The 25,232-nt window shown below is 67.7% G+C and carries 22 protein-coding genes; 20 read left to right on the top strand and 2 right to left on the bottom strand.

Annotation, left to right across the window (positions count from 1 at the left end; all coding sequences use genetic code 11):
* Window positions 1-47 precede the first annotated feature (47 nt).
* The 5 genes from ACSF9G_RS17230 to ACSF9G_RS17210 all read left to right on the top strand — a co-directional run bounded on the left by ACSF9G_RS17230 (window position 48) and on the right by ACSF9G_RS17210 (window position 5,700).
* Complete coding sequence (locus tag ACSF9G_RS17230) at window positions 48-1,205, top strand: ABC transporter substrate-binding protein (protein WP_436643355.1); 1,158 nt, start codon at window positions 48-50, stop codon at window positions 1,203-1,205.
* Between the two features lie 281 nt (window positions 1,206-1,486).
* The gene (locus tag ACSF9G_RS17225; protein ID WP_436643354.1) at window positions 1,487-2,482 is read left to right on the top strand and encodes an ABC transporter ATP-binding protein; all 996 of its coding nucleotides are present in this window, start codon (window positions 1,487-1,489) and stop codon (window positions 2,480-2,482) included.
* A complete protein-coding gene (locus ACSF9G_RS17220) occupies window positions 2,479-3,429 on the top strand; it encodes an ABC transporter permease (RefSeq protein ID WP_261616985.1) in 951 nt (316 codons plus the stop codon). Before ACSF9G_RS17225 ends, ACSF9G_RS17220 begins: the two co-directional genes overlap by 4 nt.
* The gene (locus ACSF9G_RS17215) at window positions 3,419-4,234 is read left to right on the top strand and encodes an ABC transporter permease (RefSeq protein WP_436643353.1); all 816 of its coding nucleotides are present in this window, start codon (window positions 3,419-3,421) and stop codon (window positions 4,232-4,234) included. The genes ACSF9G_RS17220 and ACSF9G_RS17215 overlap by 11 nt, the downstream gene beginning before the upstream one ends.
* Before the next feature lie 38 nt (window positions 4,235-4,272).
* Complete coding sequence (locus ACSF9G_RS17210; protein ID WP_436644024.1) at window positions 4,273-5,700, top strand: gamma-aminobutyraldehyde dehydrogenase; 1,428 nt, start codon at window positions 4,273-4,275, stop codon at window positions 5,698-5,700.
* A gap of 101 nt (window positions 5,701-5,801) precedes the next feature.
* Here ACSF9G_RS17210 and ACSF9G_RS17205 read toward each other — a convergent pair whose 3' ends face one another.
* A complete protein-coding gene (locus ACSF9G_RS17205) occupies window positions 5,802-6,878 on the bottom strand; it encodes a right-handed parallel beta-helix repeat-containing protein (RefSeq protein WP_495542737.1) in 1,077 nt (358 codons plus the stop codon).
* A gap of 218 nt (window positions 6,879-7,096) precedes the next feature.
* Here ACSF9G_RS17205 and ACSF9G_RS17200 point away from each other — a divergent pair, with 218 nt between their 5' ends.
* From ACSF9G_RS17200 to ACSF9G_RS17130, 15 genes are all read left to right on the top strand, one after another.
* Window positions 7,097-7,423 (top strand): c-type cytochrome, encoded by a 327-nt coding sequence (locus ACSF9G_RS17200; RefSeq protein WP_436643352.1) that lies wholly within the window; start codon window positions 7,097-7,099, stop codon window positions 7,421-7,423.
* A 113-nt stretch (window positions 7,424-7,536) separates the two neighbouring features.
* Window positions 7,537-8,310, top strand: coding sequence for a ferredoxin--NADP reductase (locus tag ACSF9G_RS17195; RefSeq protein WP_436643351.1), 774 nt, complete (start codon window positions 7,537-7,539; stop codon window positions 8,308-8,310).
* Window positions 8,311-8,383: 73 nt separating this feature from the next.
* Complete coding sequence (locus tag ACSF9G_RS17190) at window positions 8,384-10,462, top strand: hydantoinase/oxoprolinase family protein (RefSeq protein WP_436643350.1); 2,079 nt, start codon at window positions 8,384-8,386, stop codon at window positions 10,460-10,462.
* Window positions 10,459-12,240, top strand: a complete 1,782-nt coding sequence (locus tag ACSF9G_RS17185) for a hydantoinase B/oxoprolinase family protein (protein WP_436643349.1) — start codon at window positions 10,459-10,461, stop codon at window positions 12,238-12,240. Before ACSF9G_RS17190 ends, ACSF9G_RS17185 begins: the two co-directional genes overlap by 4 nt.
* Window positions 12,241-12,251: 11 nt before the next feature.
* Window positions 12,252-13,121: an FAD binding domain-containing protein gene (locus ACSF9G_RS17180; protein ID WP_436643348.1), complete on the top strand. Its 870-nt coding sequence runs from the start codon at window positions 12,252-12,254 to the stop codon at window positions 13,119-13,121.
* Complete coding sequence (locus tag ACSF9G_RS17175) at window positions 13,121-15,889, top strand: molybdopterin-dependent oxidoreductase (RefSeq protein ID WP_436644022.1); 2,769 nt, start codon at window positions 13,121-13,123, stop codon at window positions 15,887-15,889. Before ACSF9G_RS17180 ends, ACSF9G_RS17175 begins: the two co-directional genes overlap by 1 nt.
* Before the next feature lie 32 nt (window positions 15,890-15,921).
* Complete coding sequence (locus ACSF9G_RS17170) at window positions 15,922-17,493, top strand: 6-hydroxynicotinate reductase (protein WP_436644021.1); 1,572 nt, start codon at window positions 15,922-15,924, stop codon at window positions 17,491-17,493.
* Window positions 17,493-17,957 carry a MarR family winged helix-turn-helix transcriptional regulator gene (locus ACSF9G_RS17165; RefSeq protein ID WP_436643347.1) on the top strand — a complete coding sequence of 155 codons (465 nt, stop codon included), beginning with the start codon at window positions 17,493-17,495 and terminating at the stop codon, window positions 17,955-17,957. The genes ACSF9G_RS17170 and ACSF9G_RS17165 overlap by 1 nt, the downstream gene beginning before the upstream one ends.
* A 2-nt stretch (window positions 17,958-17,959) precedes the next feature.
* Entirely contained in the window at window positions 17,960-18,847 is an 888-nt protein-coding gene (locus tag ACSF9G_RS17160) for a UPF0280 family protein (RefSeq protein ID WP_436643346.1), read from the top strand.
* Window positions 18,844-19,425: an amino acid synthesis family protein gene (locus ACSF9G_RS17155; RefSeq protein ID WP_436643345.1), complete on the top strand. Its 582-nt coding sequence runs from the start codon at window positions 18,844-18,846 to the stop codon at window positions 19,423-19,425. The genes ACSF9G_RS17160 and ACSF9G_RS17155 overlap by 4 nt, the downstream gene beginning before the upstream one ends.
* Before the next feature lie 151 nt (window positions 19,426-19,576).
* On the top strand, window positions 19,577-20,893 hold the full coding sequence (locus ACSF9G_RS17150) for an ABC transporter substrate-binding protein (RefSeq protein ID WP_436643344.1): 1,317 nt from the start codon (window positions 19,577-19,579) through the stop codon (window positions 20,891-20,893).
* A gap of 204 nt (window positions 20,894-21,097) precedes the next feature.
* A complete protein-coding gene (locus ACSF9G_RS17145; protein ID WP_436643343.1) occupies window positions 21,098-21,979 on the top strand; it encodes a branched-chain amino acid ABC transporter permease in 882 nt (293 codons plus the stop codon).
* Window positions 21,976-22,968, top strand: a complete 993-nt coding sequence (locus tag ACSF9G_RS17140) for a branched-chain amino acid ABC transporter permease (protein WP_436643342.1) — start codon at window positions 21,976-21,978, stop codon at window positions 22,966-22,968. Before ACSF9G_RS17145 ends, ACSF9G_RS17140 begins: the two co-directional genes overlap by 4 nt.
* The gene (locus ACSF9G_RS17135) at window positions 22,956-23,699 is read left to right on the top strand and encodes an ABC transporter ATP-binding protein (protein WP_436643341.1); all 744 of its coding nucleotides are present in this window, start codon (window positions 22,956-22,958) and stop codon (window positions 23,697-23,699) included. Before ACSF9G_RS17140 ends, ACSF9G_RS17135 begins: the two co-directional genes overlap by 13 nt.
* Window positions 23,700-23,707: 8 nt before the next feature.
* Window positions 23,708-24,409, top strand: a complete 702-nt coding sequence (locus tag ACSF9G_RS17130) for an ABC transporter ATP-binding protein (protein WP_436643340.1) — start codon at window positions 23,708-23,710, stop codon at window positions 24,407-24,409.
* A 42-nt stretch (window positions 24,410-24,451) separates the two neighbouring features.
* On the opposite strand, the gene pncA is transcribed toward ACSF9G_RS17130, so the two are convergent.
* Entirely contained in the window at window positions 24,452-25,084 is a 633-nt protein-coding gene (pncA, locus tag ACSF9G_RS17125; RefSeq protein ID WP_436643339.1) for a bifunctional nicotinamidase/pyrazinamidase, read from the bottom strand.
* Between the last annotated feature and the right edge of the window lie 148 nt (window positions 25,085-25,232).

Below are 25,232 nucleotides of genomic sequence, written 5' to 3'. Positions count from 1 at the left end.
GAGTGCGCCGCCGGGAGGGTGGCGGCGCGTTGACCGGGAGAGAACACATGAAAACCGTCCTGAAATCCTGCACCGCCATGGCGGTGATCCTGAGTTTTGCGGGCCAGGCCGTGTCCGCCGAGATGATGACGAAGCTCGGCGACGGCGAGGGCCAGGTCGATATCGTCGCCTGGCCGGGCTACATCGAGCGTGGCGAAACCGACGCCGCGTTCGACTGGGTGAGCGACTTCGAGAAGGCCACCGGCTGCAAGGTCAACGTCAAGACCGCCAACACTTCCGACGAGATGGTGGCGCTGATGAACGAGGGCGGCTTCGACCTCGTCACCGCGTCCGGCGACGCCTCTCTGCGCCTGATCGCCGGCGACCGCGTCCAGCCGGTCAATGTCGATCTGATCCCGAGCTGGAATACCGTCGACGAGCGCCTTCAGAGCGCGCCGTGGCACACCGTGGACGGCAAGCACTACGGCACGCCCTATCAGTGGGGCCCGAACGTGCTGATGTACAACACCGATGTGTTCAAGGAGGCTCCGACGAGCTGGAACATCGTTTTCGAGGAGATGGATCTTCCCGACGGCAAGTCGAATGTCGGCCGTGTCCAGGCCTATGACGGCCCGATCCATATCGCCGACGCAGCCAACTACCTGATGTTCCACCAGCCCGATCTCGGCATCAAGAGCCCCTACGAGCTGAACGACGACCAGTACAAGGCGGCGCTGGACCTGCTGCGCGCCCAGCGCAAGCTGGTCTCCCGCTACTGGCACGACGCCTTCATCCAGATGGACGACTTCAAGAACGAGGGCGTGGTCGCCTCGGGCTCCTGGCCGTTCCAGGTCAACATCCTGCAGAGCGAGGGCCAGCCGATCGCCTCGACGATCCCCGAGGAGGGCGCCACGGGCTGGGCGGACACGACGATGATGCACGCCGATGCCGCCCATCCGAACTGCGCCTACATGTGGATGGAGCATTCGCTGTCGCCGAAGGTCCAGGGCGATCTCGCCGCCTGGTTCGGGTCGGTTCCGTCGGTTCCGGCCGCCTGCAAGGGCAACGAGCTGCTGACCGACGAGGGCTGCGCCACCAACGGCTTCAACGACTTCGAGCGGATCAAGTTCTGGCGCACGCCGGTATCCAAGTGCGAGAGCCAGGGCGAATGCGTGCCCTACTATCGCTGGGTCTCCGACTATATCGGCGTGATCGGCGGCCGCTGAATCGCCGTGACGCGGGTGCTCTCTCGTTGCCCGGATGGCCGCAGGGCCGTCCGGGTCGACGGGGAGGCGCGGCTCGGGAGTTTGCCTGGGGCGCGGTGCCGACACCTTGCTCCGCTCGCTCCCGCAAAAGCGGGAGCCCAGGAGCAACACGGCGCGCCGGTGCCCCAGGCTGTGGATTCCCGCCCGCGCGGGAATGAGCGGAATACAGACAGGCCGCGGCGATATGGCGGGCATCGTGGTCCGCTTCGGCTAGCGGCAGAAGCCAGACGGCGAATGCGTTTATGACAGCGGCAGTTTCCTTCCAGAAAGTCTCGCGCCACTTCGGTGCGGTGCGCGCGGTCGACGATGTCGATCTCGACATCGTGCCGGGCGAGTTCTTCGCCATGCTCGGGCCGTCCGGCTCCGGCAAGACCACCTGCCTGCGCCTGATCGCCGGCTTCGAGCAGCCGACATCGGGTCATATCGAGATCTTCGGCGAGACCGCTGAGGGCGTGCCGCCCTACCGCCGCAACGTCAATACCGTCTTCCAGGACTACGCCCTGTTCCCGCATCTGAACGTGATCGAGAACGTCGCCTACGGCCTGATGGTGCGCGGCGTGGCGAAAGCCGAGCGCCGGAAGGTCGCCGCGGAGGCGCTGGATCTCGTGCAGCTTCCCGGCTACGGCGACAGGAAGCCGGGCCAGCTCTCGGGCGGCCAGCGCCAGCGCGTCGCGCTCGCCCGCGCCCTCGTCAACAAGCCCAAGGTTTTGTTGCTGGACGAACCGCTCGGCGCCCTCGACCTGAAGCTGCGCGAGCAGATGCAGGAGGAGCTCAAGGCGCTGCAGAAGCGCCTTGCCATCACCTTCGTCTTCGTCACCCACGACCAGGGCGAGGCCCTGTCGATGGCCGACCGCATCGCCGTCTTCAACGAAGGCCGCATCATGCAGATCGGCTCGCCCGAAACGATATACCAGCGCCCGGCCTCGCGTTTCGTGGCCGACTTCGTCGGCTCCTCCAACGTGCTGCCGCCGGACTTCGTGGAACGGCACGCCGGCGTGCGGCGCTGGGCGAGCCTGCGCCCCGAGGCGGTCCGGGTCGAGCCCGCATCGGCCGGCAACATCACCGGAACGGTGGTCGCCAGTAACTTCCTCGGCGCATCGACGCGGATCGCCGTCGACGTCGAGGGTCTGCGCCTGCACTCCATCCTGCCCGCCTCGCAGAAGGCGCCCGTCGAGGGCGAGACGGTTGCACTGGCCTGGTCGGCGGCGGCCCTGCACCTGATGGACGATACGGTATGAGCGCGGCGGCCTCCCACGCCATCCTGCCCGGCCGCGGCGGCGTACTCGCAAGCCTGTCGGATCTGCTGTGGCGTCGGCCGGGACTGTTGCTGCTGGCGATGCTGGCGCCGCCGGTCCTCTGGCTGGGCATCATCTATCTCGGTTCGCTGTTCGCGCTACTGGCCCAGAGCTTTTTCTCGATCGACGAGTTCTCCGGCCTGATCCGCTACGAGCTCACCCTGAAGACCTACGGCGAGCTTTTGCGCCCGTCCAACATGGACATCATCCTGCGGTCGGTCCTGATGGCCTCGGCTGTTACCTTGGCCGCGGCGATCGTCGCCTTTCCGGTCGCCTACTACGCGGCCCGATACGCGCGCGGCAAATGGAAGGCGCTGTTCTATCTCGGCGCCATGCTGCCGCTGTGGTCGAGCTATCTGGTCAAGGTCTATGCCTGGAAGCTGATCTTGGCCAAGGAGGGCATCCTCACCTGGGTCTTCACCAAGCTGCACCTGATGTGGCTGCTCGACGCGGTCTTGTCGATCCCGGTCCTGGGCGGCAACTCGCTGTCGGTGAGCTATATCGGCACCTTCCTGGTGTTCCTCTACGTCTGGCTGCCGTTCATGATCCTGCCGACGCAGGCGGCCCTGGAGCGGGTGCCGGTCAGTCTGATCGAGGCGTCCTCGGATCTCGGCGCGGCGCCGGGACAGACGTTTCGCAACGTGCTGCTGCCGCTGGCGCTGCCGGGCATCGTCGCCGGCTCGATCTTCACCTTCTCGCTGACGCTCGGCGACTACATCATCCCGCAGATCGTCGGCTCGTCACGGCTGTTCATCGGCCAGGCGGTCTACGCCCAGCAGGGCACGGCCGGAAACATCCCTTTGGCGGCGGCCTTCACCGTCGTCCCGATCGTCATCATGGGCTTCTATCTCTGGGGCGCCAAACGGCTGGGGGCCTTCGATGCGCTCTGACCGGGGATACCGCGCACCGCTGGGGCTGAAGATCGCCGCCGCCGCGGGCCTTCTGTTCCTGCACCTGCCAATCCTGCTGATCTTCGTCTATGCCTTCACCACCGAGGAGCGCAGCTACCAGTGGCCGCCGCCCGGCTTCACGCTGCAGTGGCTCGGCGTGACGTGGAACCGTCCCGACGTCTGGGATGCGCTCGGCCTGTCCCTCAAGGTGGCCAGCATATCCACCGTGATCGCGCTCGTTCTCGGTACGCTCTGCGCCGCCGCCGTGTCCGGTTCGCGCTTTTTCGGCCGGGAGACGATCTCGCTCCTGGTCATCCTGCCGATCGCGCTGCCCGGCATCATCACCGGCATCGCCCTGCGTTCGGCCTTCTCGATCGCCGATATTCCCTTCTCCGTCTGGACCATCGTGCTCGGCCACGCGACCTTCTGCGTCGTCGTCGTCTACAACAACGCGATCGCGCGTTTCCGGCGCACCTCCGGCTCGCTGATCGAGGCCTCGATGGACCTCGGCGCCGACGGGTTCCAGACCCTGCGCTACGTGATCCTGCCCAATATCGGCACGGCGCTCGTCGCCGGCGGCATGCTCGCCTTCGCGCTGTCCTTCGACGAGGTGATCGTCACGACCTTCACCGCCGGACAGCAGGCGACCCTGCCGATCTGGATGCTGGAGGAGCTGGTGCGCCCGCGCCAGCGTCCCGTCACCAACGTGGTGGCGATGGTGGTCGTCCTGGTGACGCTCCTGCCCATCGTCGCCGCCTACTACCTGACCCGCGGCGGCGCCGAGATCGCCGGCCACGGCAAGTGAAGTCGCTTCAAGTGAGGGAGTGCCCCATGAATGCGCCCGTGAATACCGAAATGCTGATCGGCTCCCGGTTCGAGGCCGGCAAGGAAACGCCCGAGACGATCCTCAATCCGAAGACCGGCGAGACCATCCTCGATCTGCCCGAGGCGTCCGGCGCCCAGATCGACGCCGCCGTCGCCGCGGCCGCGAAGGCGTTCACCACATGGTCGCGCACCACGCCGGCCGAGCGGTCGGGCTATTTGCTCAAGATCGCCGAGCGCATCGAGGCCGAGGCCGATGCGTTCGCCGCGCTCGAGGCGCTGAACTGCGGCAAGCCGATCAATGCGGTGAAGGGGGACGAGATCCCGGCGATCGTAGACTGCTACCGCTTCTTCGCCGGTGCCGTTCGCTGCGTGCCCGGCACGGCCGCGGGCGAGTATATGTCCGGCTTCACTTCGATGGTCCGCCGCGACCCGATCGGTGTCGTCGCCTCCATCGCGCCGTGGAACTATCCCCTGATGATGATGGCCTGGAAGCTCGCGCCGGCGATCGGCGGCGGCAACACGGTCGTCTTCAAGCCCTCCGAGCAGACGCCACTGACCGCGCTGAAATTCGCCAGGATCCTCGCCGACGTGCTGCCCGAGGGCGTCGTCAACGTGGTTCTGGGCCGCGGCGAGAGCGTCGGCAACGCGCTGATCAATCATCCGAAGGTTGACATGATCTCGCTGACCGGCGACGTCGCCACCGGCAAGAAGATCCTGCAGGCCGCCGCCAGGTCGGTGAAGCGCACGCACCTGGAGCTTGGCGGCAAGGCGCCCGTCATCGTCTTCGATGACGCCGATATCGGCGAGGTCGTCGAGGGGCTGCGCGCCTTCGGCTATTACAATGCCGGCCAGGATTGCACCGCCGCCTGCCGCATCTATGCCGGCGACAAGGTCTACGAAAAGCTCGTCGCCGACCTGTCGTCCGCCGTTTCGACCATCAAGTACGACGACGAAGACGATTCGGTGAACGAGATTGGTCCGCTGATCTCGAAGCGCCAGCGCGAGCGCGTGTCGAGCTTCGTGGAGCGGGCATCGGAACTGAACCACATCGAGATCACCACCGGCGGCAAGCCGGCGGAGGGCAACGGCTTCTTCTATCAGCCCACCGTCGTCGCGGGCGCCCTGCAGACAGACGAGATCGTTCGCCGCGAGGTATTCGGGCCCGTCGTCTCGGTCACGCGGTTCTCGGACGTCGAGGAGGCGGTCGTCTGGGCCAATGATTCCGACTACGGCCTCGCCTCGTCGGTGTGGACCGGCGACGTGTCGCGGGCGATGGCGACGGCGGCGCGGCTGCAGTACGGCTGCACCTGGATCAACACCCACTTCATGCTGGTCAACGAGATGCCGCATGGTGGCCTGAAGCAGTCCGGCTACGGCAAGGACATGTCGCTCTACGCGCTCGAGGACTACACCGCCCTGCGCCACGTCATGGTGAAGCACGGCTGAGGGTGAACGACGCGGGGCGGGGGACGAAGCGGCTTCGCCCACCGGTCCCCGCGTCGCCCGTTCCGGTCCGGGCCCGTTTCCCTTCGTGGTCTACGGGTCCATCAGTGATGTACGGGCGCGCCCGTATCGTCCCAGATGTTGCCCGACCAGACGTTCCCGACACCGTCCGGATTGTAGGCCGTGACGGGGCCGTAGTAGCCGCCGCGGGTGAAATAGAGGCGCGAGAACCGGTTGTTCGTGACCTTGATGTTGTAGGTGGCCGGCGCGCCGCTGTTCTGTCCCGCGTACAGCGTGTAGCCGCCCCCCGCCATCAGGTTGTCCGAGATGGTCCGGTTGGCCTCCAGTCCGAAATCCTGGAACAGGCTGATGGCGTCGGTCTGTCCCAGGGGATTGAAGACCGTGTTGTGAATGATGTCGAGTTGCTGGGTGGACCCGGTCGACGTCGTGCCGTTGGTGTGGTCTCCGGGCTCGAAGCCGGGGCTGTGAATGAAATTGTGCGCGATCAGGCCCTGGTAGATTTGGACGCCCGTTGACCACCCGTAGATGTTGCATCGGCGGATCGTCGTGTTCTTCGCGTCCCCGTAGACGTCCTTGATCGCGGCCTCGACCCGGCGCTCGCCCTTGGCCGGACCGACCGTGCAGCGATCGATCGTGGTATTGTCGGCATGCCGGATCGCGATGCCGAAATATCCGCTGCTGTAGACGCGAACGTTGTCGATGGTCACATTGTCGGCGACGACGTCGACCGGACCATTGACGATATAATCCCTGAACACCGCGCCTTCGGTGTCGATCGTGACCCATCCGCGCGGGTCCCAGCGCCAGCCCGGGCCGGACTGGACGTCGTCGGGAATGGTCTGGAGGTCGACGTCGACTTCACGATACCGGGTGATGAACCGGAACCGTTTCTTTCCGCGCAGCTTCTTGCGCTTGATGACCCACTTCTTTTTCTTGATTCTGATGACCTTCTTGACCTTCAGCTTGGTGACGATCCCCGTGTTCGTCGCGTCGGGATAGCCGCATTCGCTGGGCGCCGCGGCGCAGTTGAGCGCGGTCGCGGCCTGTGCCCGTGCGGGGGCGCCAAGAACGAAGACAAGAAAAAAAGCGAACAGAAGAGCGCCTGGAACCAGAACGCGGCGTTTGAGATCGCGTGGGCGCGCGGTTGGTATCATGGACAAAGCCGTCAGCCTCCACTCTGCCCTCCGTCCTGCCTGGTCAGTCGCCCCACAGCTTCGGAAATACACGCGTGCGCGTTACCGGTGGTTGAGCGCGCCGGCTAAAATTTGACCAATCAAGAATTTAGTCGGCAGGGGATGCCGCGAGGCCTGGACTGGTCGCGTTCTCCGCGTCCCCATACCAGAGGCAATCGCTTCGCCGATCTGCTAGGCTCGCGCGCATGCTGAATCGACGCCGCGTTTTCCTTTTCCTCTTTGTCCTTGTGGTGCTGGTGCCTGGCGCATCGGCCACGGTGGCCGCCGGCGATCCCGTCAACGGCCGGCTCGTCGTTGAAAAATGGTGTTCGCTGTGCCACTCGGTCAACGGTGTAAACACCGATCCCGACCGCGCCCCGACCTTCGAGCAGATCGCCAATCGCGAGGGCCGCGACAGGGCCTATCTGACCCGGATCGTGCATGAGGACCACTTCCCGATGACGACCTTCCGCCTGTTCGAGGACGAGAAGCGCGACGTCGTCGCCTTCATTCACTCGCTGCGCGGCAAATAGCGGCGCGGATTCCCGCACCGCCGGATCGAAGAGTCCGATTGACACAGATCATTTGTGTACTAACGTATGTGCGATAACGTATGTACACGAATGATCTCCGCGGAGTGCTCGCAATGGCCGCGATCGATACCCAACGTGTCCTCGACGTCCATCACTGGACGGACCGCCTGTTTTCCTTTCGCACGACCCGTGATCCCGGTTTCCGGTTCGAGAACGGCCAGTTCGTGATGATCGGTCTGCCCGTCGACGGGCGTCCGCTGCTGCGCGCCTATTCGATGGCGAGCGCGAACCACGAGGACACCCTCGAGTTCTTCTCCATCAAGGTGCCCGACGGTCCGCTGACGTCGCGGCTTGCCCAGATCAAGGAAGGCGACCAGATCCTGGTCGGCCACAAGCCCACCGGCACCCTGGTCCAGGACAGCCTGTTGCCGGGCAAGCGCCTCTATCTGATCTCCACCGGCACGGGCGTCGCCCCGTTCGTCTCGATCATCAAGGATCCGGAGGTCTACGAGCGCTTCGAGGCGGTGGTTCTCGTCCACGGTTGCCGCTTCGTCGACGACCTCGCCTACGGCGAGCGGATCGTCGACAGCGTTCTCAAGGACGAAATTCTCGCCGAGATCATCGGCGACAAGCTGCGCTACTATCCGACCGTCACGCGCGAGCCGTACGAGCGCAAGGGCCGGGTCACCGACCTGTTGCGCACCGGCGAGGTTTCGGCGTCGTTCGGCCTGCCGCCGCTCGATCCGGAAGCCGACCGGGTGATGATCTGCGGCGGTCCGGCGATGCTCGCCGACATGGTCGAGATGATGAAGGACCTGGGGTTTTCGGAGGGATCGGCCTCGCGGCCGGGGCACTACGTTATCGAAAAGGCCTTCGTCGAACGCTGACGCCGTGCCGCTTGCGGTGAGTTGGCGAAGCTGATCGACTGGGGGCCTCGATCGGGGGAAGGAGGAAACGGCTTTGAGCGATGAAGCCGTCCAGTCGGCTGTTTCGGGCGCCCGCCAGCGGCGGGTGAGCGGCATCGACGTCGGCGGCACCTTCACCGATCTCGTCATCCACGAAAACGGTCCGGACGGACCGGCGGTCCGCATCGCCAAGGTGCCGACCACCCTGCCCAACCAGGCCGAGGGGGTCCTGTCGGCGATCGCATTGGCCGGCGTCGGCCCCGCCGACATCGATCTCCTGATTCACGGCACCACGGCGACCACCAACGCGATCCTGGAACGCAAGGTCGCGATCGTCGGCCTGATCACCACGGCGGGCTTCCGCGACACGCTGGAGCTTGGCCGGCGCACGCGGCCCAGGCCCTATGGCATGACCGGGGTGTTCAGCCCGCTCGTTCCGCGCGACCGGCGCCTCGAGGTCGACGAGCGCATGGACGTGAACGGCCAGGTCGTCCGCCCGCTCGACGAGGCCGGTGTCGCCGCGGCGGCCCGCGCGCTGCTCGCGATGGGGTGCGAGAGCGTCGTCATCCACTTCCTGCATGCCTATGCCAACCCGGCGCACGAGCTGCGCGCCGGCGAGATCGTCCGCGAGATCTGGCCGAACGATTACGTGACGCTCGGTCACGCGCTGCTGTCGGAGTTCCGCGAATACGAGCGCGGCACCACGGCGTCCGTGAACGCCGCCGTGCAGCCGATCCTCGACCGCTATGTTCACCGCCTGCAGGGCGAACTGGAGGCGCGCGGCTTCGCCCACGATCTTCTGGTGATGAACGGCAACGGCGGCACCGTCTCCGCCCGGCTTGTCGCCCGCGACGCCGCCAAGACCGTGATGTCCGGGCCCGCGTCCGGCGTCATCGCCGCCGCCGCGACGCTTCGGCAAACGGGGCTTGCGAACGCCATAACCTACGACATGGGCGGCACCTCCACCGACGTCGCGCTGATCCACGGCGGCGTGCCGGAGGTGTCCTCCGAGCTCTCCATCGACTACGGCCTGCCGATCCACGTGCCGATGGTCGATGTGCGCACGGTCGGCGCCGGCGGTGGATCGATCGCCTCGATCAACGCGGCGGGCGTTCTCAGGGTCGGGCCGGAGTCGGCCGGCTCTGCGCCGGGCCCGATCTCCTATGGCCGCGGCGGCACCGAGCCGACCATAACCGACGCCAACATGACGCTCGGCCGCCTCGATCCCGCCGGCCTCACGGCAGTGGAGGGCACCGTCGACGTCGACGCCGTTCGCGCGCACATCGACGCGGCGCTGGCGAGGCCGCTCGGCTACACGAGCGAGGAAGCCGCCGCCGCCGTCCTAAAGCTCGCCAACACGCACATGGCCGGTGCGATCCGGCTGGTGTCGCTGTCGCGCGGCTACGACCCGCGCGATTTCGTGCTGTTCGCCTTCGGCGGCGCGGGGCCGCTGCACGCCGTCGCCATCGCCCGCGAGCTCGGCATTCCCGAGGTGCTGGTGCCGGCGCGGCCGGGCCTTACCAACGCGCTCGGTTGTCTTGTCGCAGACCTCCGGCAGGACCTGGTCAACACCGTCAACGAGCCGCTCGCGACCCTCGACATGGCCGCGGTGAAAGCAACGCTCGAGGCCCAGCGAGCCCAGGGTCAGGCGGTCAACGCCGCGAGCCGCGACGAAATCGCCGAGACCGTCGTCCTGCACGGCGCCGACATGCAGTTCCGTGGTCAGACCCACCTGATAAGGGTGCCGATCCCGTCGCCGGACGTGAGCCGCGAGGCGTTGCAGGCGCTGTTCGAGGATGCCTATTTCTCCCGCTTCAACGTCCGCCTGCCCGAGATACGCGCCGTGCTCGTCAATCTCGTCACCTCGGTGATCGGCAAGCGGCGCGGCATCGAACTGTCCTCGCTCGCCGGTACGGCGGAGGGGGAGGCCAGGATCGGCACACGCGCGCTCTACGCCGACGGCAACTGGCACGAGGCCGCGATCTACGCCCGCGACCGGCTGCGCCCCGGCGACACGTTCGCCGGCCCGGCGGTCGTCCAGCAGATCGATGCCACGACGGTGGTCGAGCCCGGTGCGACGGCGCGCGTCGACGCGGTCGGCAACCTGCGCATCATGGTCGGGGAGGCCGCATGACCACCCGGACACCAGAAAGCGTCGATCCGCTCACCCTGGCCGTGATCCAGGCGGCGCTGCAGCAGGTCTGCAACGAGATGGACCTCGCCTTCTCGCGCTCCGCCTTCTCCCCGGTGATCGCCGAGGCCGACGACCGCTCGTCCGGCATCTACGATCGCCACACCGGCGCGCTGATCAGCCAGGGCGAACTCGGGCTGCCGGTCTTCGTCGGCACCATGCAGTATTCGACCGCCGAGCTGATCCGCCTGATCGGCGAGGGTAATGCCGGCGCGCCGGAGCCCGGCGACATCTACATCGTCAACGATCCCTATCTCGGCGGCACGCACCTGATGGACGTGCGCTTCGCCATGCCCTTCTACTACGACGGCGAGCTGTTCTGCTGGCTGCAGAACACCGGCCACTGGCCCGACGTCGGCGGCATGGTGCCGGGCGGTTTCTCCGCCCACGCGACCGAGGTCGAGCAGGAGGGCCTGCGCCTGCCGCCGGTCAAGCTGTTCAAGCGCGGCGAGATGGACCGGGAGATCTACGCGATCCTGTGTTCCAACATGCGCGTTTCCGAACAGCGCATCGGCGACATCAAGGCCCAGGCCGCCGCGCTGTATGTCGGCGAGCGCCGGCTGCGCGACCTGATCGACCGCTACGGGCTCGACACGATCACCAGGGCGATCGGCGAGATACGCGAGCGTGCGGCGACGCTGATGCGCGCGCATATCGCCGAGATTCCGGACGGCACCTACACCTCGGAGGCGTTCGTCGACTCCGACGGCGTCGTCAATGAGCCTTTGAAGATCGCGCTCACCGTCACCAAGGCCGACGGCAAGCTGCACTTTGATTTCTCGAATAGCTCGCCGCCCTGTCAGGGGCCGATGAATTCCGTCGTCGCCACCACTTATTCGTCGGTCTATCTGGCGGTCCGACACATCTTTCCGGACATCCCGCTCAATTCGGGCGCGTTCGAGCCGCTGGTGATCGAACGGCCGGAAGGCACGTTCCTCGACGCGCGCTATCCCCGGCCTGTCTCCGGCTGCGCGGCGGAGGTCTCCCAGCGCATCGCCGAATCCGTGTTCCTGGCGCTTGTGCAGGCCATTCCCGACAAAGTGACGGCGGCGCCGGCCGGTTCGTCCGGCAACTTCGCGCTCGGCGGTTTCGATCCGGCCAAGGGCTCGGGCTACGTCATGTACCAGATCTCCGGCGGCGGCTATGGCGGCAACGCCGACCACGACGGCCTGAGCAACGGCTGTTCGACCATCGGCATCTCGCGCACCCCGCCGGTTGAGGTCATGGAGCAGTATTTTCCGGTTCTGTTCCACCGCTTCGCCCTGCGCGAGGGCTCGGGCGGCGCGGGCCTGCATCGCGGCGGCTTCGGTGTCCACTACGAGGTCGAGGTGCTGCGCGGGGAGGCGCGCGCCTCCTTCGTCATGGACCACGGCCGCTTCGGTCCGCCCGGCGTGCTCGGCGGCGCCGACGGCGGTCCGAACGTCGTCAAGGTCCATCGCAACGGCACGGTGATGATCCCGGAACACCTGTCCAAGGACCAGGGCATCCCGATGCAGGCCGGGGACCGGGTCGAGGTGATGACGCCCGGCGGCGGCGGCTATGGCGACCCGTTGCTGCGCGATGTCGCCGCCGTCCGCAACGATTTCCGCATGGGCTATTATACGACCGACGAGATCCGCCAGCGGTTCGGCGTGGCGATCCGTGCGGACGGCACGGTCGACGAAACGGAAACGGCACGCCTGCGCGGCCAGGCCGGCCCTGCATCCCGGATGACGGCGTGAGGGAGAGCGGAATGGCGATCTATTTCCGACCTGCGACCCTCGACGAAGCACTGGAAATCCGCGCGCGCCGGCCGGTGACGATCCTGGCCGGCGGCACCGATGTCTACCCCGCGCGCGCGAACCGTGTCGGCTGGGGCGATATGCGCCGCGACGATATCCTCGACATTTCCGCGATCGAAGAGTTGAGGGGAATGGAACAGACCGCCGATGGTCTGCGGTTCGGCGCGCTTGCGACCTGGTCCCGGTTGCGTGGCGCCGATCTGCCGGACGCCTTCGCCGGGTATCGGGCGGCCTCCCGCGATATCGGCGGTGCGCAGGTGCAGAACCGCGGCACGCTGGTCGGCAACATCTGCACCGCCTCTCCCGCCGGCGACGGCATCCCCTGCCTGCTCAGCCTCGACGCCCAGATCGAGATCGCTTCGCCGCGCGGCCGCCGCACCGTGCCGATGGCCGATTTCATCGATGCCTACCGGCACACGGTCTGCGGGTCCGACGAGATCGTCACGGCGATAATCGTGCCGCATCCCCCGGCGGGCGCCCGCGGCGCCTTCGTCAAGCTCGGCGCCCGGCGCTATCTCGTCATCTCGATCGTCATGGTCGCCGCGGTCCTCGCTGCCGACGAGGCCGGCATCGTCACCCATGCCCGCGTCGCCGTCGGCGCCTGCTCGGCGGTCGCGCAACGGCTGGAGGCGTTGGAGGCGGGCCTCGTCGGCCGGCCGCTCGCCGCCGCGCCGGATTTCGTTTCGGCGAACCAGTTTGCGGGTCTGGCGCCCATCGACGATGTGCGCGGCTCCGCGGCGTTTCGCGCGTCCGCCGCCATCGACGCGGTCCGCGACGCCCTTTCACAATTGACCGGCACGGGCCGGCGGAGTGCGGCGTGATGCTCGACAAGGCGCAGACGGCAACGACCGCGATCCGCTTCACCGTCAACGGCGACGCCGTGACCGTTTCCGCCGATCCTTTCGCCAGCCTGGCCAACACGCTACGCGACAGGCTGGGCCTGACAGGCACGAAGATCGGCTGCGATGCCGGCGATTGCGGTGCCTGCACCGTTCGTCTGGACGGCGAGCAGGTCTGCGCCTGCCTCGTCGCGACCGGACAGGCCGAAGGCGCGACGATCGAGACGGTAGAAGGACCCGGACCGGACGGTCTCACCGATAAGCTGCGCAAGGCGTTTCTGGCGCACGGCGCCGCTCAATGCGGCATCTGCACTCCGGGCATGCTGATGGCGGCGACCGACCATCTCGCCCGTCAGCCCGAGACCTCGCGTGCCGAAGTCGAAGACGCGCTCGGCGGCGTGCTCTGTCGCTGCACCGGGTACCTGAAGATCGTCGATGCGATCATGGACGTCGCCGAAGGCAGGGTCCTCGAGACGCCGACGGCCGCGGGCGGAAACGCCGTCGGCGCCCGCATCGCCCGCGTCGACGGCTGGGCCAAGGTCGCCGGCACCGACCGGTTCGGCGCCGACGAGGCGCCCGCCGATGCCCTGTGGATGCGCGTCGTCCGCTCGCCGCACGCACGCGCGACCTTCACGCTCGGCGATCTCGATGCGGTTCTCGCCGCGACGCCGGGCCTCGAAGCGATCCTGACCCACAAGGACGTTCCCGGCGAGAACCGCTTCGGCATCTTCCCGCACACCCGCGACCAGCCGGTCTTCGCCGAGGGCCAGGTCCGCTTCCGCGGCGAGGCGGTCCTGGCGCTGGTCGGCACCAGGGACGCCGTCGACGCCCTGAGCGACGCCGATCTGCCGATCGCGTGGGCGGCGGAAACGCCGATCGTCGGCGTCGAGCAGGCGCGCGCCACCGGTACCGCCGCGGTACACGCGGGCAAGCCCGACAACGTGCTCGCCGCCGGCCGGCTCATGTGCGGCGATGTCGAGGCGGCGCGGCCGACGGCGGCGGCCGTCACCGAGGGCCGCTTCGAGACGGCCTTCGTCGAACACGCCTATATCGAGCCGGAAGCCGGCTTCGCCGTCGCCGTCGGCGACCGCGTGGAAGTCACCGTCTGCACGCAGGCGCCTTACATGGATTTGGAGGAGACCGCCCGTGTGCTCGGCGTCGACGCCGCGAAGGTCCGCATCAGGCCGACCGCCTGCGGCGGCGGCTTCGGCGGCAAGCTCGACGTCTCGGTGCAGCCGCTGCTGGCGGTCGCCGCGCGGGTGACCGGCAGGCCGGTGCGCGTCGTCTATACCCGCACCGAGTCGATGGCCTCGACGCCGAAGCGCCATCCCTCCCGACTCTGGGCGCGCGCCTCCGCCGACAGCGACGGTCGCCTGCGCACCTACGAACTGGAAGGCGACTTCAATACCGGTGCCTACGCGTCTTGGGGCCCGACGGTCGCCGGCCGCGTTCCGGTCCATGGCACCGGCCCCTATACGGTGCCGAACGTCCTGAACATCGCCCGCGCGATCTACACCAACGAGACGCCCTCAGGCGCCTTCCGTGGCTTCGGCATCCCGCAGGCGGCGATCGCGCACGAAACCCTGCTCGACGATCTGGCCGAGACGCTCGGCATTGACCGCTGGCAGATCCGCCGCATCAACGCCATCGGCAACGGCGACAAGACGCCGTCCGGCCAGACGCTGCATGCATCAGCCGGCCTGCCCGAATGCCTGGATGTCCTGAAGCCCGACTGGGACGCGGCGCTGGCGCGCGTCGCCGAAGTCAACGCCGGCGGCGACGGTCGCCGACGCCGCGGCGTCGGCATCGGCTGCATGTGGTATGGCTGCGGCAATACCTCAGTCGCCAACCCGTCGACGATGCGCATCACGCTGGGCAGCGACGGACGGCTGACCTTCTTCAACGGCGCCGTCGACATCGGCCAGGGCTCTTCGACGGTGCTGCTGCAGATGGCCGCCGACGGGCTCGGCCTGCCGACAGACTGTTTCGACATGGTGGTCGGCGACACCGATCTCACCCATGACGCCGGCAAGACGTCGGCGTCCCGGCAGACCTACGTTTCGGGCAACGCCGCGCGCCTTGCCGGCGAGGATCTGCGCGCCCGGATCCTCAAGCTCGTCAATGCCGGCGAGGACGCGGTGCTGAGCCTTCGTGGCGACAGGGTCACCATCGCCGACGGCCAGGCGGCGCACGTCATCGACCTCACCGCGCTTAACGCCGATACCGAGGGCACCGTGCTCGAAGGCCTGGGGACCTGGGACCCGCCGGCGACCCCGCTCGACGAGAACGGGCAGGGCAGCCCCTACGGCACCTACGGTTTCGCCGCGCAGATGGCCGAGGTCGAGGTCGATCTGCGCCTGGGAACGGTGACGGTGATCGAGATCGTCGCCGCCCATGACGTCGGCCGCGCCATCAACCCGACGCTGACCGAAGGCCAGATCCACGGCGGCATCGCCCAGGGGCTCGGCCTGGCGCTGATGGAGGAATACATTCCCGGCCGCACCGAGAACCTGCACGACTACCTGATCCCGACGGTCGGCGACATTCCGCCGATCAAGGCCTACCTGATCGAGGACGCCGAGCCGACCGGGCCCTACGGCGCGAAGGGCGTCGGCGAGCCTGCGCTGATCGCCACGCCGCCGGCGATCCTCGGCGCGATCCGCCACGCCACGGGCGTCACGATCCGCCGGGTGCCGGTGCTGCCGCACCGCCTGTGGCAAGCGCTGCGCGAGAAGGAGGGCGCCGCGTGACGACGATCGACAAAAGCCCCGCGACCGACCGGTTGTCCGCCGAGGCCCGCTCGAAGCAGTTCGGTGCCGCGGAGGAGGGCGGCGTCATCCGCTGCGACGCCTGCCCGGTGCTGTGCCGCATCAAGCCGGGGCGCGCCGGCGCCTGCGACCGCTACGCCAACGAAGACGGCCACCTCGTCCGCGTCGATCCGGTGCTGCTGCTGGAAAAGGCCCTCGAAACGGGCGGCGATCTCGTGCCCTTCGCCGATGCCGGTTGGGACGGCAAGCTGCTCGACCCCGAGCGCACCTTCGTCACCGGCGTCGGGTCCGGCACCACCTATCCCGACTACAAGCCGGCGCCCTTCATCGTCGCCGCGGAGCATGACGGCGTCGACACGGTCACCGTCGTCACCGAAGGCATCTTCAGCTACTGCGGCGTCAAGGTGAAGATCGACACCGACCGCCACCTCGGCCCGGAGACGGCCCCGGTGCGCGCGAACGGTGAGCAGATCGGCCACGTGACAACGGCCGAATACGGCTCGCAAATGCTGTCCATCGGCGGTGTCCGCCATCTCACCGGTGGGTCCAAAAAGGAAGGCAACGTCACCTGCCGTGCCCTGATGGATCTGTGCGCCGGCGATCCGGTGACGCTGACGATCGACGGCGGCCACGAGGTCGTCGTCCAGGCCGGGCATGCTCCGATCGTTGATGGCCATCGGGAAGAGCGCATGCGCGTCGGCTGCGGCTCCGCCGCCGTCGGCATCTTCGCCAGGCAATGGCTCGGCCATGTCGACGAGGTGATCGTCGTCGACGACCACATCACCGGCGTCCTCACCGAGCACCAGGCCGGCAAGGTGCTGCAGATGCCCGCCTCCGGTATCCGCGTGCGCGGACGCCGCTCGACGCCCGGCCGTTATTTCCAGGTCGCCCAGCCCGGGCTCGGCTGGGGCGGCACCGACATCACCGAACCGCTCGAGATCATATCGAAAATCGATCCGGCAACGGCCTGGCCCGGTCTGCGCCTGCTGATGACCTCGACCACCGGCGAGGACGCGCTCTACTGCGTGCTCGACGAAAACCTCGTTCCGGTGCCCGCCGAGATGCCGTCCGCCGTGCGCGCCGTCGTCGACCGGATCGGCGAGAACTGCGAGCCGTCGCTGTGCTCCGTCGTGTTCATGGCCGGTGCCGGCGGATCGCTGCGCGCCGGCGTGACCGAGAACCCGGTGCTGCTGACCCGCTCGGTGGCCGCCGGCGAGACGCGCGTCACCATGGGCGGCGCGCCGGTTTATCTGTGGCCGGGCGGCGGCATCACCGTCATGGCCGACGTGACGCATATGCCGAAGGGCTCGTTCGGCTACGTGCCGACGCCGGCGATCGTCGCGCCGATCGAGTTCACGCTGCCCGCCGCGCTCTACGAGACGCTCGGCGGCCATGCTTCCGATGCCGTCTCGATCGACGACATCCTGCGCGCCGTCGCACCGGAGGCGCGCGTCGAGGCCTGGCACGGCGGCAACCCGTGGCCGTTCCAGAAAGGCGCCGGGACGAAGTCGGGGGGCACTACCAAAGGGGGCGCCAGATCGGGTGGCAACGAGACCGGGGGAACCGGGACCGGAGGAGCCGGGTGATGGCCGCTGCCAGCGAAACCGCCGCGCCGCCGAGCCGTCACGACCCGGCAGGCTACAAGCTTGATCCGCAGATCGGCTTCGTGCTGCGCCGGGCGCACCAACGCGCCACCCAGATCTTCAATTCCGTCATGGGCGAGTTCAAGGTGACGCCGACCCAGTTCGCCGCGCTCGCCCGGCTCGACGAGGTGGGGCGCGTCTCGCAGAACGAGCTCGGCCGGCTGACGGCGATGGACCCGGCGACGATCTGGGGCGTCGTCAACCGCCTGATCAAGCAGGACTACATCGTCCAGTCGACCGACCCGAACGATGCCCGCCTCGTCATGCTGGAGTTGACCCAAACCGGCCGCGAGGCGATCAGCCGGATGATGTCGGTCGCCGGCGAGGTCTCGCGCGAGACGCTCGCGCCCCTCAACGAGGAGGAATCCAGAACGCTCCTCGACCTGTTGAGCCGGATAGGGAGCTGACCATGCTGGCCGACGCCGCTCGGATCCGGGCCTTGGCGGGCGGCAGGTTGCACCTCTCGCACGGGCCGATCGACGTGGTCCTGCGCGCCTGGGGCGCGCCGGAGGAAATCGGCGAAGCCTATCGTGCGGTTGCGGCGCGCTTCCCCGATATCCTCCCGGAGCTCTGCGGCGAGTTGCCGGTTCTGCGCGCGCCGCTCGGTGCCGGGCAGACGCCGGAGAGCCCGGTCGGCCGGCGCATGCAGGCGGCGTGCGCGCCGTTCGCCGGGACCTTCGTCACGCCGATGGCCGCCGTCGCCGGCTCCGTCGCCGACGAGCTGCTGGCGGCGATGCTGGATGCGGCGCCGCTGACCCGCGCCTTCGTCAATGACGGCGGCGACATCGCCGTTCATTGCGCGCCCGGCGCCGATGGCGCCACGACGCTCGACGTCGGCGTGGCCGGCGACTTCGGGCGCGGCATCCTGCCGGGCGTGAACGGCGTCGTGCGGATCGGCTCCGGCGACGGTATCGGCGGTATCGCCACCTCCGGCGCCCACGGCCGTTCGCGATCGCTGGGCATCGCCGATTCCGTCACCGTGCTGGCCACGGACGCGGCCGGCGCCGATGTCGCGGCGACGCTGATCGCCAATGCCGTCGATCTGGATCATCCGGCGGTTCATCGCCTGCCGGCCTCCGAACTCGATCCCGACAGCGACCTTGGCGACCGCCTGGTCACGGTCGCGGCCGGCGACCTGTCGCGCGCGGCGATCCGTGCCGCGCTCGAAGGCGGTCTCGCCCGCGCGCGCGACTATCGGGCCCGTGGACTGATTGTCGACGCGGCGCTGATGCTGCGCGGCGAAGTCGTCGCATTGAACGAAGGCCATCTAAGGTCAATTCAGGGGAGAGCCGCATGAGCGTCGACGTCCGCAAGATCGTCACTGGTGTCGAGGATATCTGGCACGGCGGCGGTCCGCCGCTCGCCGAACCGGTGCGCCGGGGATGGATCGCCTGTGTCATTGCCAATCCCTTTGCCGGACGATACGAACCCGACATCGAAAGCTTTATGGACGACCTGAAACCGATGGGTCTCGACTGTTCCAGGCGCCTCGTCGCCGCGATCGGTGGCGACGTCGGCACGGTCGAGGCCTACGGCAAGGGCGCGCTTGTCGGCGTCGACGGCGAGATTGAGCATGGGGCGCTGTGGCACGTGCCCGGCGGCTATGCGATGCGCGAGCTGCTCGGCCAGGCTCTCGCGATCGTCCCGTCCACGGCGAAGCTCGGCGCCATGGGCACCGCGATCGACATCCCGATCCACCACAAGGACGCGTGCTACGTGCGCAGCCATTTCGACGCCATCACCGTGACGGTCGCCGACGCCCCGCGACCCGACGAAATGATGTTCGTGCTGGTTATGGCCACCGGCGGCCGCCCGCATGCCCGTGTCGGCGGCCTCAAGGCATCGGAGATATCCAAATGGGACGGCCAGCGCTGAGGAGGAGTATCGTGCCGGCCGGCCCGAACCGGGAGAGAGCAGCTTCCGAAAAGAGTGAAAATCTGCTCGTATTCGAATGGTTCCGCACGGGACCGGTCCGATCCGGCCAGGAACGAGCCGGCGGATCGGCCAGAACAGAGGGAATGGCACCATGAGTGATTCGAAGAAGAAAACGTCCGCCCCGTCCAGCATCATCACCCGTCGCTCGGCTCTCAAGGGCCTCGCGGCGACCGGCGCCGCGGCCGCCGCCGCGCAGGTCGCGCCGGGCGCCGTGCGGTACGTCCAGGCGCAGACCTCCGAACCCCTGAAGCTCGGTTTCCAGGTCCATCGCACCGGCATCGGCGCCGCCTACGGCCGCTGGTACGAGCGCGTCGTCAACGCCTGCGTCGCCGAGATCAACGCCAATGGCGGCATCGCCGGCCGGCAGATCGAGATCGTCGCCGAGGATGACGGCACCGATCCCAAGCGCGGCGCCGAGATGGTCGAGAAGTTCGCGACCCAGCACGGAGTCGATATCGCCTTCGGCACATTGTTCTCGCACGTCGTGATGGGCTCGGCCCCGCGCGCCGGCGAGCTGAAGCTGCCCTATTACGTCGTCTCCGAAGGCTACCACGTCGCCTCCGGCGCCCTGAACCGCTACACCTTCCAGCCCGGTATCACCGACGTGCGCTCGCAGGTGATGTCGATGGCCCCGTGGGTCGCCGGCAACCTCGGCAAGAAGGTGACGATGATCTATCCGGACTACGCGTTCGGTCATGATCACCGCGACTATTTCTCCGAGGCGATGAAGAAGCAGGGCGGCGAGATCGTCGAGCTGATCCCGATCCCGCCGACGGAGACGTCCTACACCAAGTACTTCCCGAAGATCCCGTCCTCCACCGAGGTGCTCTATCACGTCATGGTCGGTCCGGGCGTGCTCACCTTCGTCAAGGAGCTCGGCGAACACTTCGGCTCGAACCGTCCGGAGCTCTTCGGCTTCATCGACTCGCTCGAGGCCGTGCCGCTGGCGAGCCCGGGGCTCGAATTCCTGGAAGGCACCTATTTCTGGGAAGGCTACCCGCGCTACGCACAGGCCGACCAGACGCCGTACGACAAGCACTATCGCCAGGCGGTCGGCGTCAACGACGACGGTGCGTCGGTCAACGATCCCAAGGATATCTCGACCTACTCGCACATGTTCGGCTGTTGGGAGACGCTCTACACGATCAAACAGGCGGTCGAGGCATCGGGCTACAAGGGGCCGAAGGACAAGGCCGCGCTGGTCGAGGCGACCGAGGCGATCACCGACATCCCGTGGAGCAATCAGCATCCGCAGGGCGACAAGGTGTTCAACGGCAAGATGCACCAGGTTTTCGGGCATCAGAACATCTCGCAGGTGGCCAACGCCACGCTCGACGTCGTGCACCGCACCTCGATCGAGGATGGCATGTACGAGAACGACACCGACTACACCAAGATGCCGTTGTAGGACGGGATCCTCTTTGCACCGGAGGGGCCGGAATTTCCGGCCTCTCCGTCTCCCACTCATTCCCGCGAAGGCGGGAATCCGGAAGCGGCAAGCGCGGAGCAAGCGGCCCTAGAGTCCCGCCTTCGCGGGAATGAGCGGAGAGAAGTCAGTCGTCCGTCGCGATACGGCCATGATCGCGCGTTTCCAGTCTGAAAGAGACCGCCCTTGGATTTCGGACCCTACCTGTTTCTCGCCGTTCTGGAGGGAACCGTCACCGCCGCGGTGCTGGCGCTCACCGCGCTCGGCCTATCGCTGGTGTTCGGCGTCATGCGCATCGTCAACGTCGCGCATGGCGAGTTCTTCATGCTCGGCGCGGTGCTGGCCTGGTGGATCGCCAGCATGCTTGCCGGCCACCCGGCGGTCGGCTTCCTCGCCGCGCTGGTCCTCAGCCCGCTCATCGTCGGTGCCGTCGCGCTCGTGTGCGAGCGCACGGTTCTGAAGCGTATCAACTACGATCCGGAGGCGACCATCGTCGCCACCATCGGCATCCTCTACATCATCCAGCAGCTGGCACTGACCTTCTACGGCGCCGACGCCCGGCCGGTCGAGGCGCCCGTCCATTTCCGGGTCGTGTTCCCCTGGTTCGGCTATTCCGGCTACAAGCTCGTCGTCGTCGTCGCTTCCGCCGTGCTGCTCATCGCCACCTGGTTCGTGCTGACAAAGACCCGCCTCGGCCTCGTCATGCGCGCCACCCAGTACGACCGCGAGACGGCGCAGGCCTTCGGCATTCCCGTCGACAGGGTCTACGCGGTGGTCTTCGCCATCGGCGCCATGCTGGCCGCCACCGCCGCCGTGCTGATCGTGCCGATCCAGCAGGCGCACTACCTGATGGGCGGCGATCCGCTGCTGCTGTCCTTCATCGTCGTCATCATCGGCGGGCTGGGCTCGATCCTCGGCACGGTGGTCGCTGCGATCATCATCGGCCTCAGCGACGGCATCATCTCGGTGTTCTTCTCGCCGACGCTGGCCAAGATCCTCGCCACCCTGCTCGTCGCCCTCGTCCTCGTCGTGCGGCCGCAGGGCCTGTTCGGGAGGACGTCGCGATGAGCACGGGCCTGGACGCGCGCACGATGTCGCGGCCGCGCGGTGCCGACCGCGCCGTGCTGCTGCATCTCGCCGTGATCGCGGCGCTGTTCCTCGTCCAGTTCGTGGTCGGCGATTATCAGCACCTGAGCCTTGCCCGCGTCATGGTGCTCGCGGTCTACGCCGTCGGCTACAACATCCTGTTCGGCTACACCGGCCTGCTGAGCCTCGGCCACGCCATGTTCTTCGCCGCCGGCCTCTACGGCGCCGGGCTGACGGCGACCTACCTGTCCTTCGGCGTCCCGGCGGCCTTCGTCGCCGGCATCGTCTCGGGCCTCGTCCTCTCGGCCGGGATCGGCCTGATCGCGCTGCGCACCACCGGCGTCGCCTTCATGATCGTCACCATGATGTTCGCCCAGGCCGGCTACCTGATCGTGCTCTATTTCGGCGCGTTCACCCGCGGCGACGAGGGCATCGTGCTGACCGGCGATATCCGCGCCGCGCATCTGTTCGGCCTGACCCTGGACCTGACCAGCGCGACGGTGCGCTACAACCTGGCGCTCGGGCTGCTCGCGGTCGCCGTGCTGCTGAGCCTAGCGCTGGTGCGCTCGCCGATGGGTCGCGTTCTCGTCGCCATCCGCGAGAACGAGGAGCGCGCCCGCATGCTCGGCTACGACACGTTCCGCGCCAAGCTGTTCGCCCTCGTGGTCTCCGGCACCTTCGCCGCGACGGCCGGTGCCGCCTACGGCCTGATGTTCGCCTATGTCGGCGCCACTTTCGCCTCGATCCAGTATTCGATCCTGCCGCTTCTGTGGGTTCTGCTCGGCGGCGTCGGCACCGTGCTCGGCCCGCTCGTCGGCACGCTGCTGATGTTCTACCTGGTCGATTTCGCCAGCGGCTACACCTCCGCCTACATGCTGGTGGTCGGCGTTGCCCTGCTCGGCCTCGTCGTCTGGTTTCCCAAGGGCCTGCTCGGCACCCTGCGCGAGAAGAGGCTGCCATGGCTGCCGTGACGCTGCTTCGCACGGAGGGTCTGTGCCGCTATTTCGACGGCCTGCGTGCCGTCGACGGCGTCAGCTTCAGCCTCGACGCCGGCGAGATCCGTGCGATCATCGGCCCGAACGGCGCCGGCAAGACCACCTTCGTCAGCCTGATCTGCGGCCGCGTCCTGCCGACGGCGGGCAGCATCGCCTTCGAGGGGCGTGACATCTCCGCCATGCCGGCGTTCAGGCGGGTCGGCCTCGGCATCGCCTACACGTTCCAGATCACCTCGATCTTCGGCAACCTGACCGTCTTCGACAACGTCGCGCTTGCCGTCCAGAACAGCATGCAGCGGGCGGGCGGCTCCGGCCTCTGGCTCGACGAGCGCGAGATGACCACGCGCGTCGCCGACGCGCTCGATCGCGTCGGCCTGACCGATCGCCACGACGCCAGGGCCTCGGCGCTGTCCTACGGCCACCAGCGGCTTCTCGAAGTGGCGATGGGGCTGGCGCTCAGTCCGAAGCTCTTGATCCTCGACGAGCCGACGCAAGGCCTGTCCGATGCCGAGATCGCCGGCTTCTGCGATCTCGTCCGCGAGATCGCGAAGGATGCGACCGTGCTCCTGATCGAGCACAACATGGGCGTCGTCATGGACCTGGCGAGCCGTATCACCGTCATGAACAACGGCACCATCCTGTCGGAGGGAACGCCGGACGAGATCCGCGCCGACGAAGCCGTTCAGCGCGCCTATCTGGGGACGTGAGGCCGGCGATGCTGGAGGTGAAGGACATCAATGCCTGGTACGGGGACGTCCATATCCTGCGCGACCTCTCGCTGAGCGTCGACGCCGGTGAGGTGCTCTGCATGCTCGGCCGCAACGGCGCCGGCAAGACTACGGCGCTGAAGGCGATCATGGGGCTGGTGAAGCCGCGATCCGGATCGATCGCGCTCGACGGCGTCGAGCTGACCAGGCTGCCGGCATACAGGGTGCCGAAGCAGGGCGTCGCCTATGTGCCGCAGGGCCGCCGCCTGTTCGCCGAGCTGAGCGTCGCCGAGAACCTGGAGATCGGCCTGATGGCCCGAGACAAGGGCCGCGACACCCGCGATCGCGTACTCGACCTGTTCCCGGTCCTGCGAGAGCGGCTGAAGCAGCGCTCGGGAACCCTGAGCGGCGGCGAGCAGCAGATGCTGGCAATGGCGCGCGCGCTGTGCCTGGAGCCCAGGGTTCTGTTGCTCGACGAGCCGACCGAGGGGCTGATGCCCTCGATGATCGCGGCCATCCGGGACTCCGTGTCCCGGCTGCGCGGCCAGGGTGTCGCCATCGTCCTGGTCGAGCAGCGCGTCGACGCCGTTCTGCCGGTCGCCGACCGGGTCGCCTTCATCGAGAACGGCTGCACCCGCGACACCGTCGCCGTCGAGGCCCTGCACGGCGATCTGTCGCTGGTGCACAAATATGTCGGTGTCGGGCGCTAGAGGCAGGACAGGCGGAGCGTGTTGCCGGCCGGCCGCTCCGCCTTAAGCCGGCAGCGCCTCGAACTCCGTCAGCACCACGCCCGCCTCGCGCATCTGCGCTTCCGCCGCCGCCAGCGACCCGTCCAGGTCGATCGCCCGGCAGGCGTCCATCACCACGGTCGTGTCGAACCCGAGCCTGGCGGCGTCGAGGGCGGAATAGGCGACGCAGAAGTCCGTCGCCAGACCGGCGAGGACGAGTTTCGTCAGTCCGCGCTCGCGCAGGTAGCCGTTGAGACCCGTGGGCGTCGTGCGGTCGTTCTCGAAGAAGGCCGAGTAGCTGTCGATGCCGCGTCGGAAGCCCTTGCGGATGATGAGTTGCGCCTTGTTCCAGGCAAGCTCGGGGTGGAAGTCGGCGCCGGCCGTGCCCTGCACACAGTGGTCGGGCCACAACGTCTGCTCGCCGTAGTGCATCTCGGTCGTATGGAACGGTTCTTTGCCCTCGTGGAAGGAGGCGAAGCTGGAATGGCCTTCCGGATGCCAGTCCTGGGTCAGCACCACGTGCTCGAAGCGCCGGATCATCTCGTTGATCGCCGGAACCACCTCGTGCCCGTCGCCGACGGCCAGCGCCCCGCCGGGGCAGAAATCGTTCTGGACGTCGATGACGATGAGGACGCTGTCGTCGGTGGCTTCAGTCATGGGAATCCCCGCATATGCGTGTGCCGACGCGAACGATAGAAGTCGCGCCCGCGGATATCAAACGCGCGCCGTTCGACACCATATCGTCGCATCTGCGCGCAACCGATTGGACCGTTCGCGAGCGAATGATAGCGTTGAAAAAACGACA

Origin of the sequence: Microbaculum mangrovi, from assembly GCF_051390635.1 — a bacterium.
Lineage (GTDB): Bacteria > Pseudomonadota > Alphaproteobacteria > Rhizobiales > Tepidamorphaceae > Microbaculum.
The sequence above is the reverse complement of the archived record's forward strand: the minus strand, read 5'-3'. Positions and strand labels throughout refer to the sequence as shown.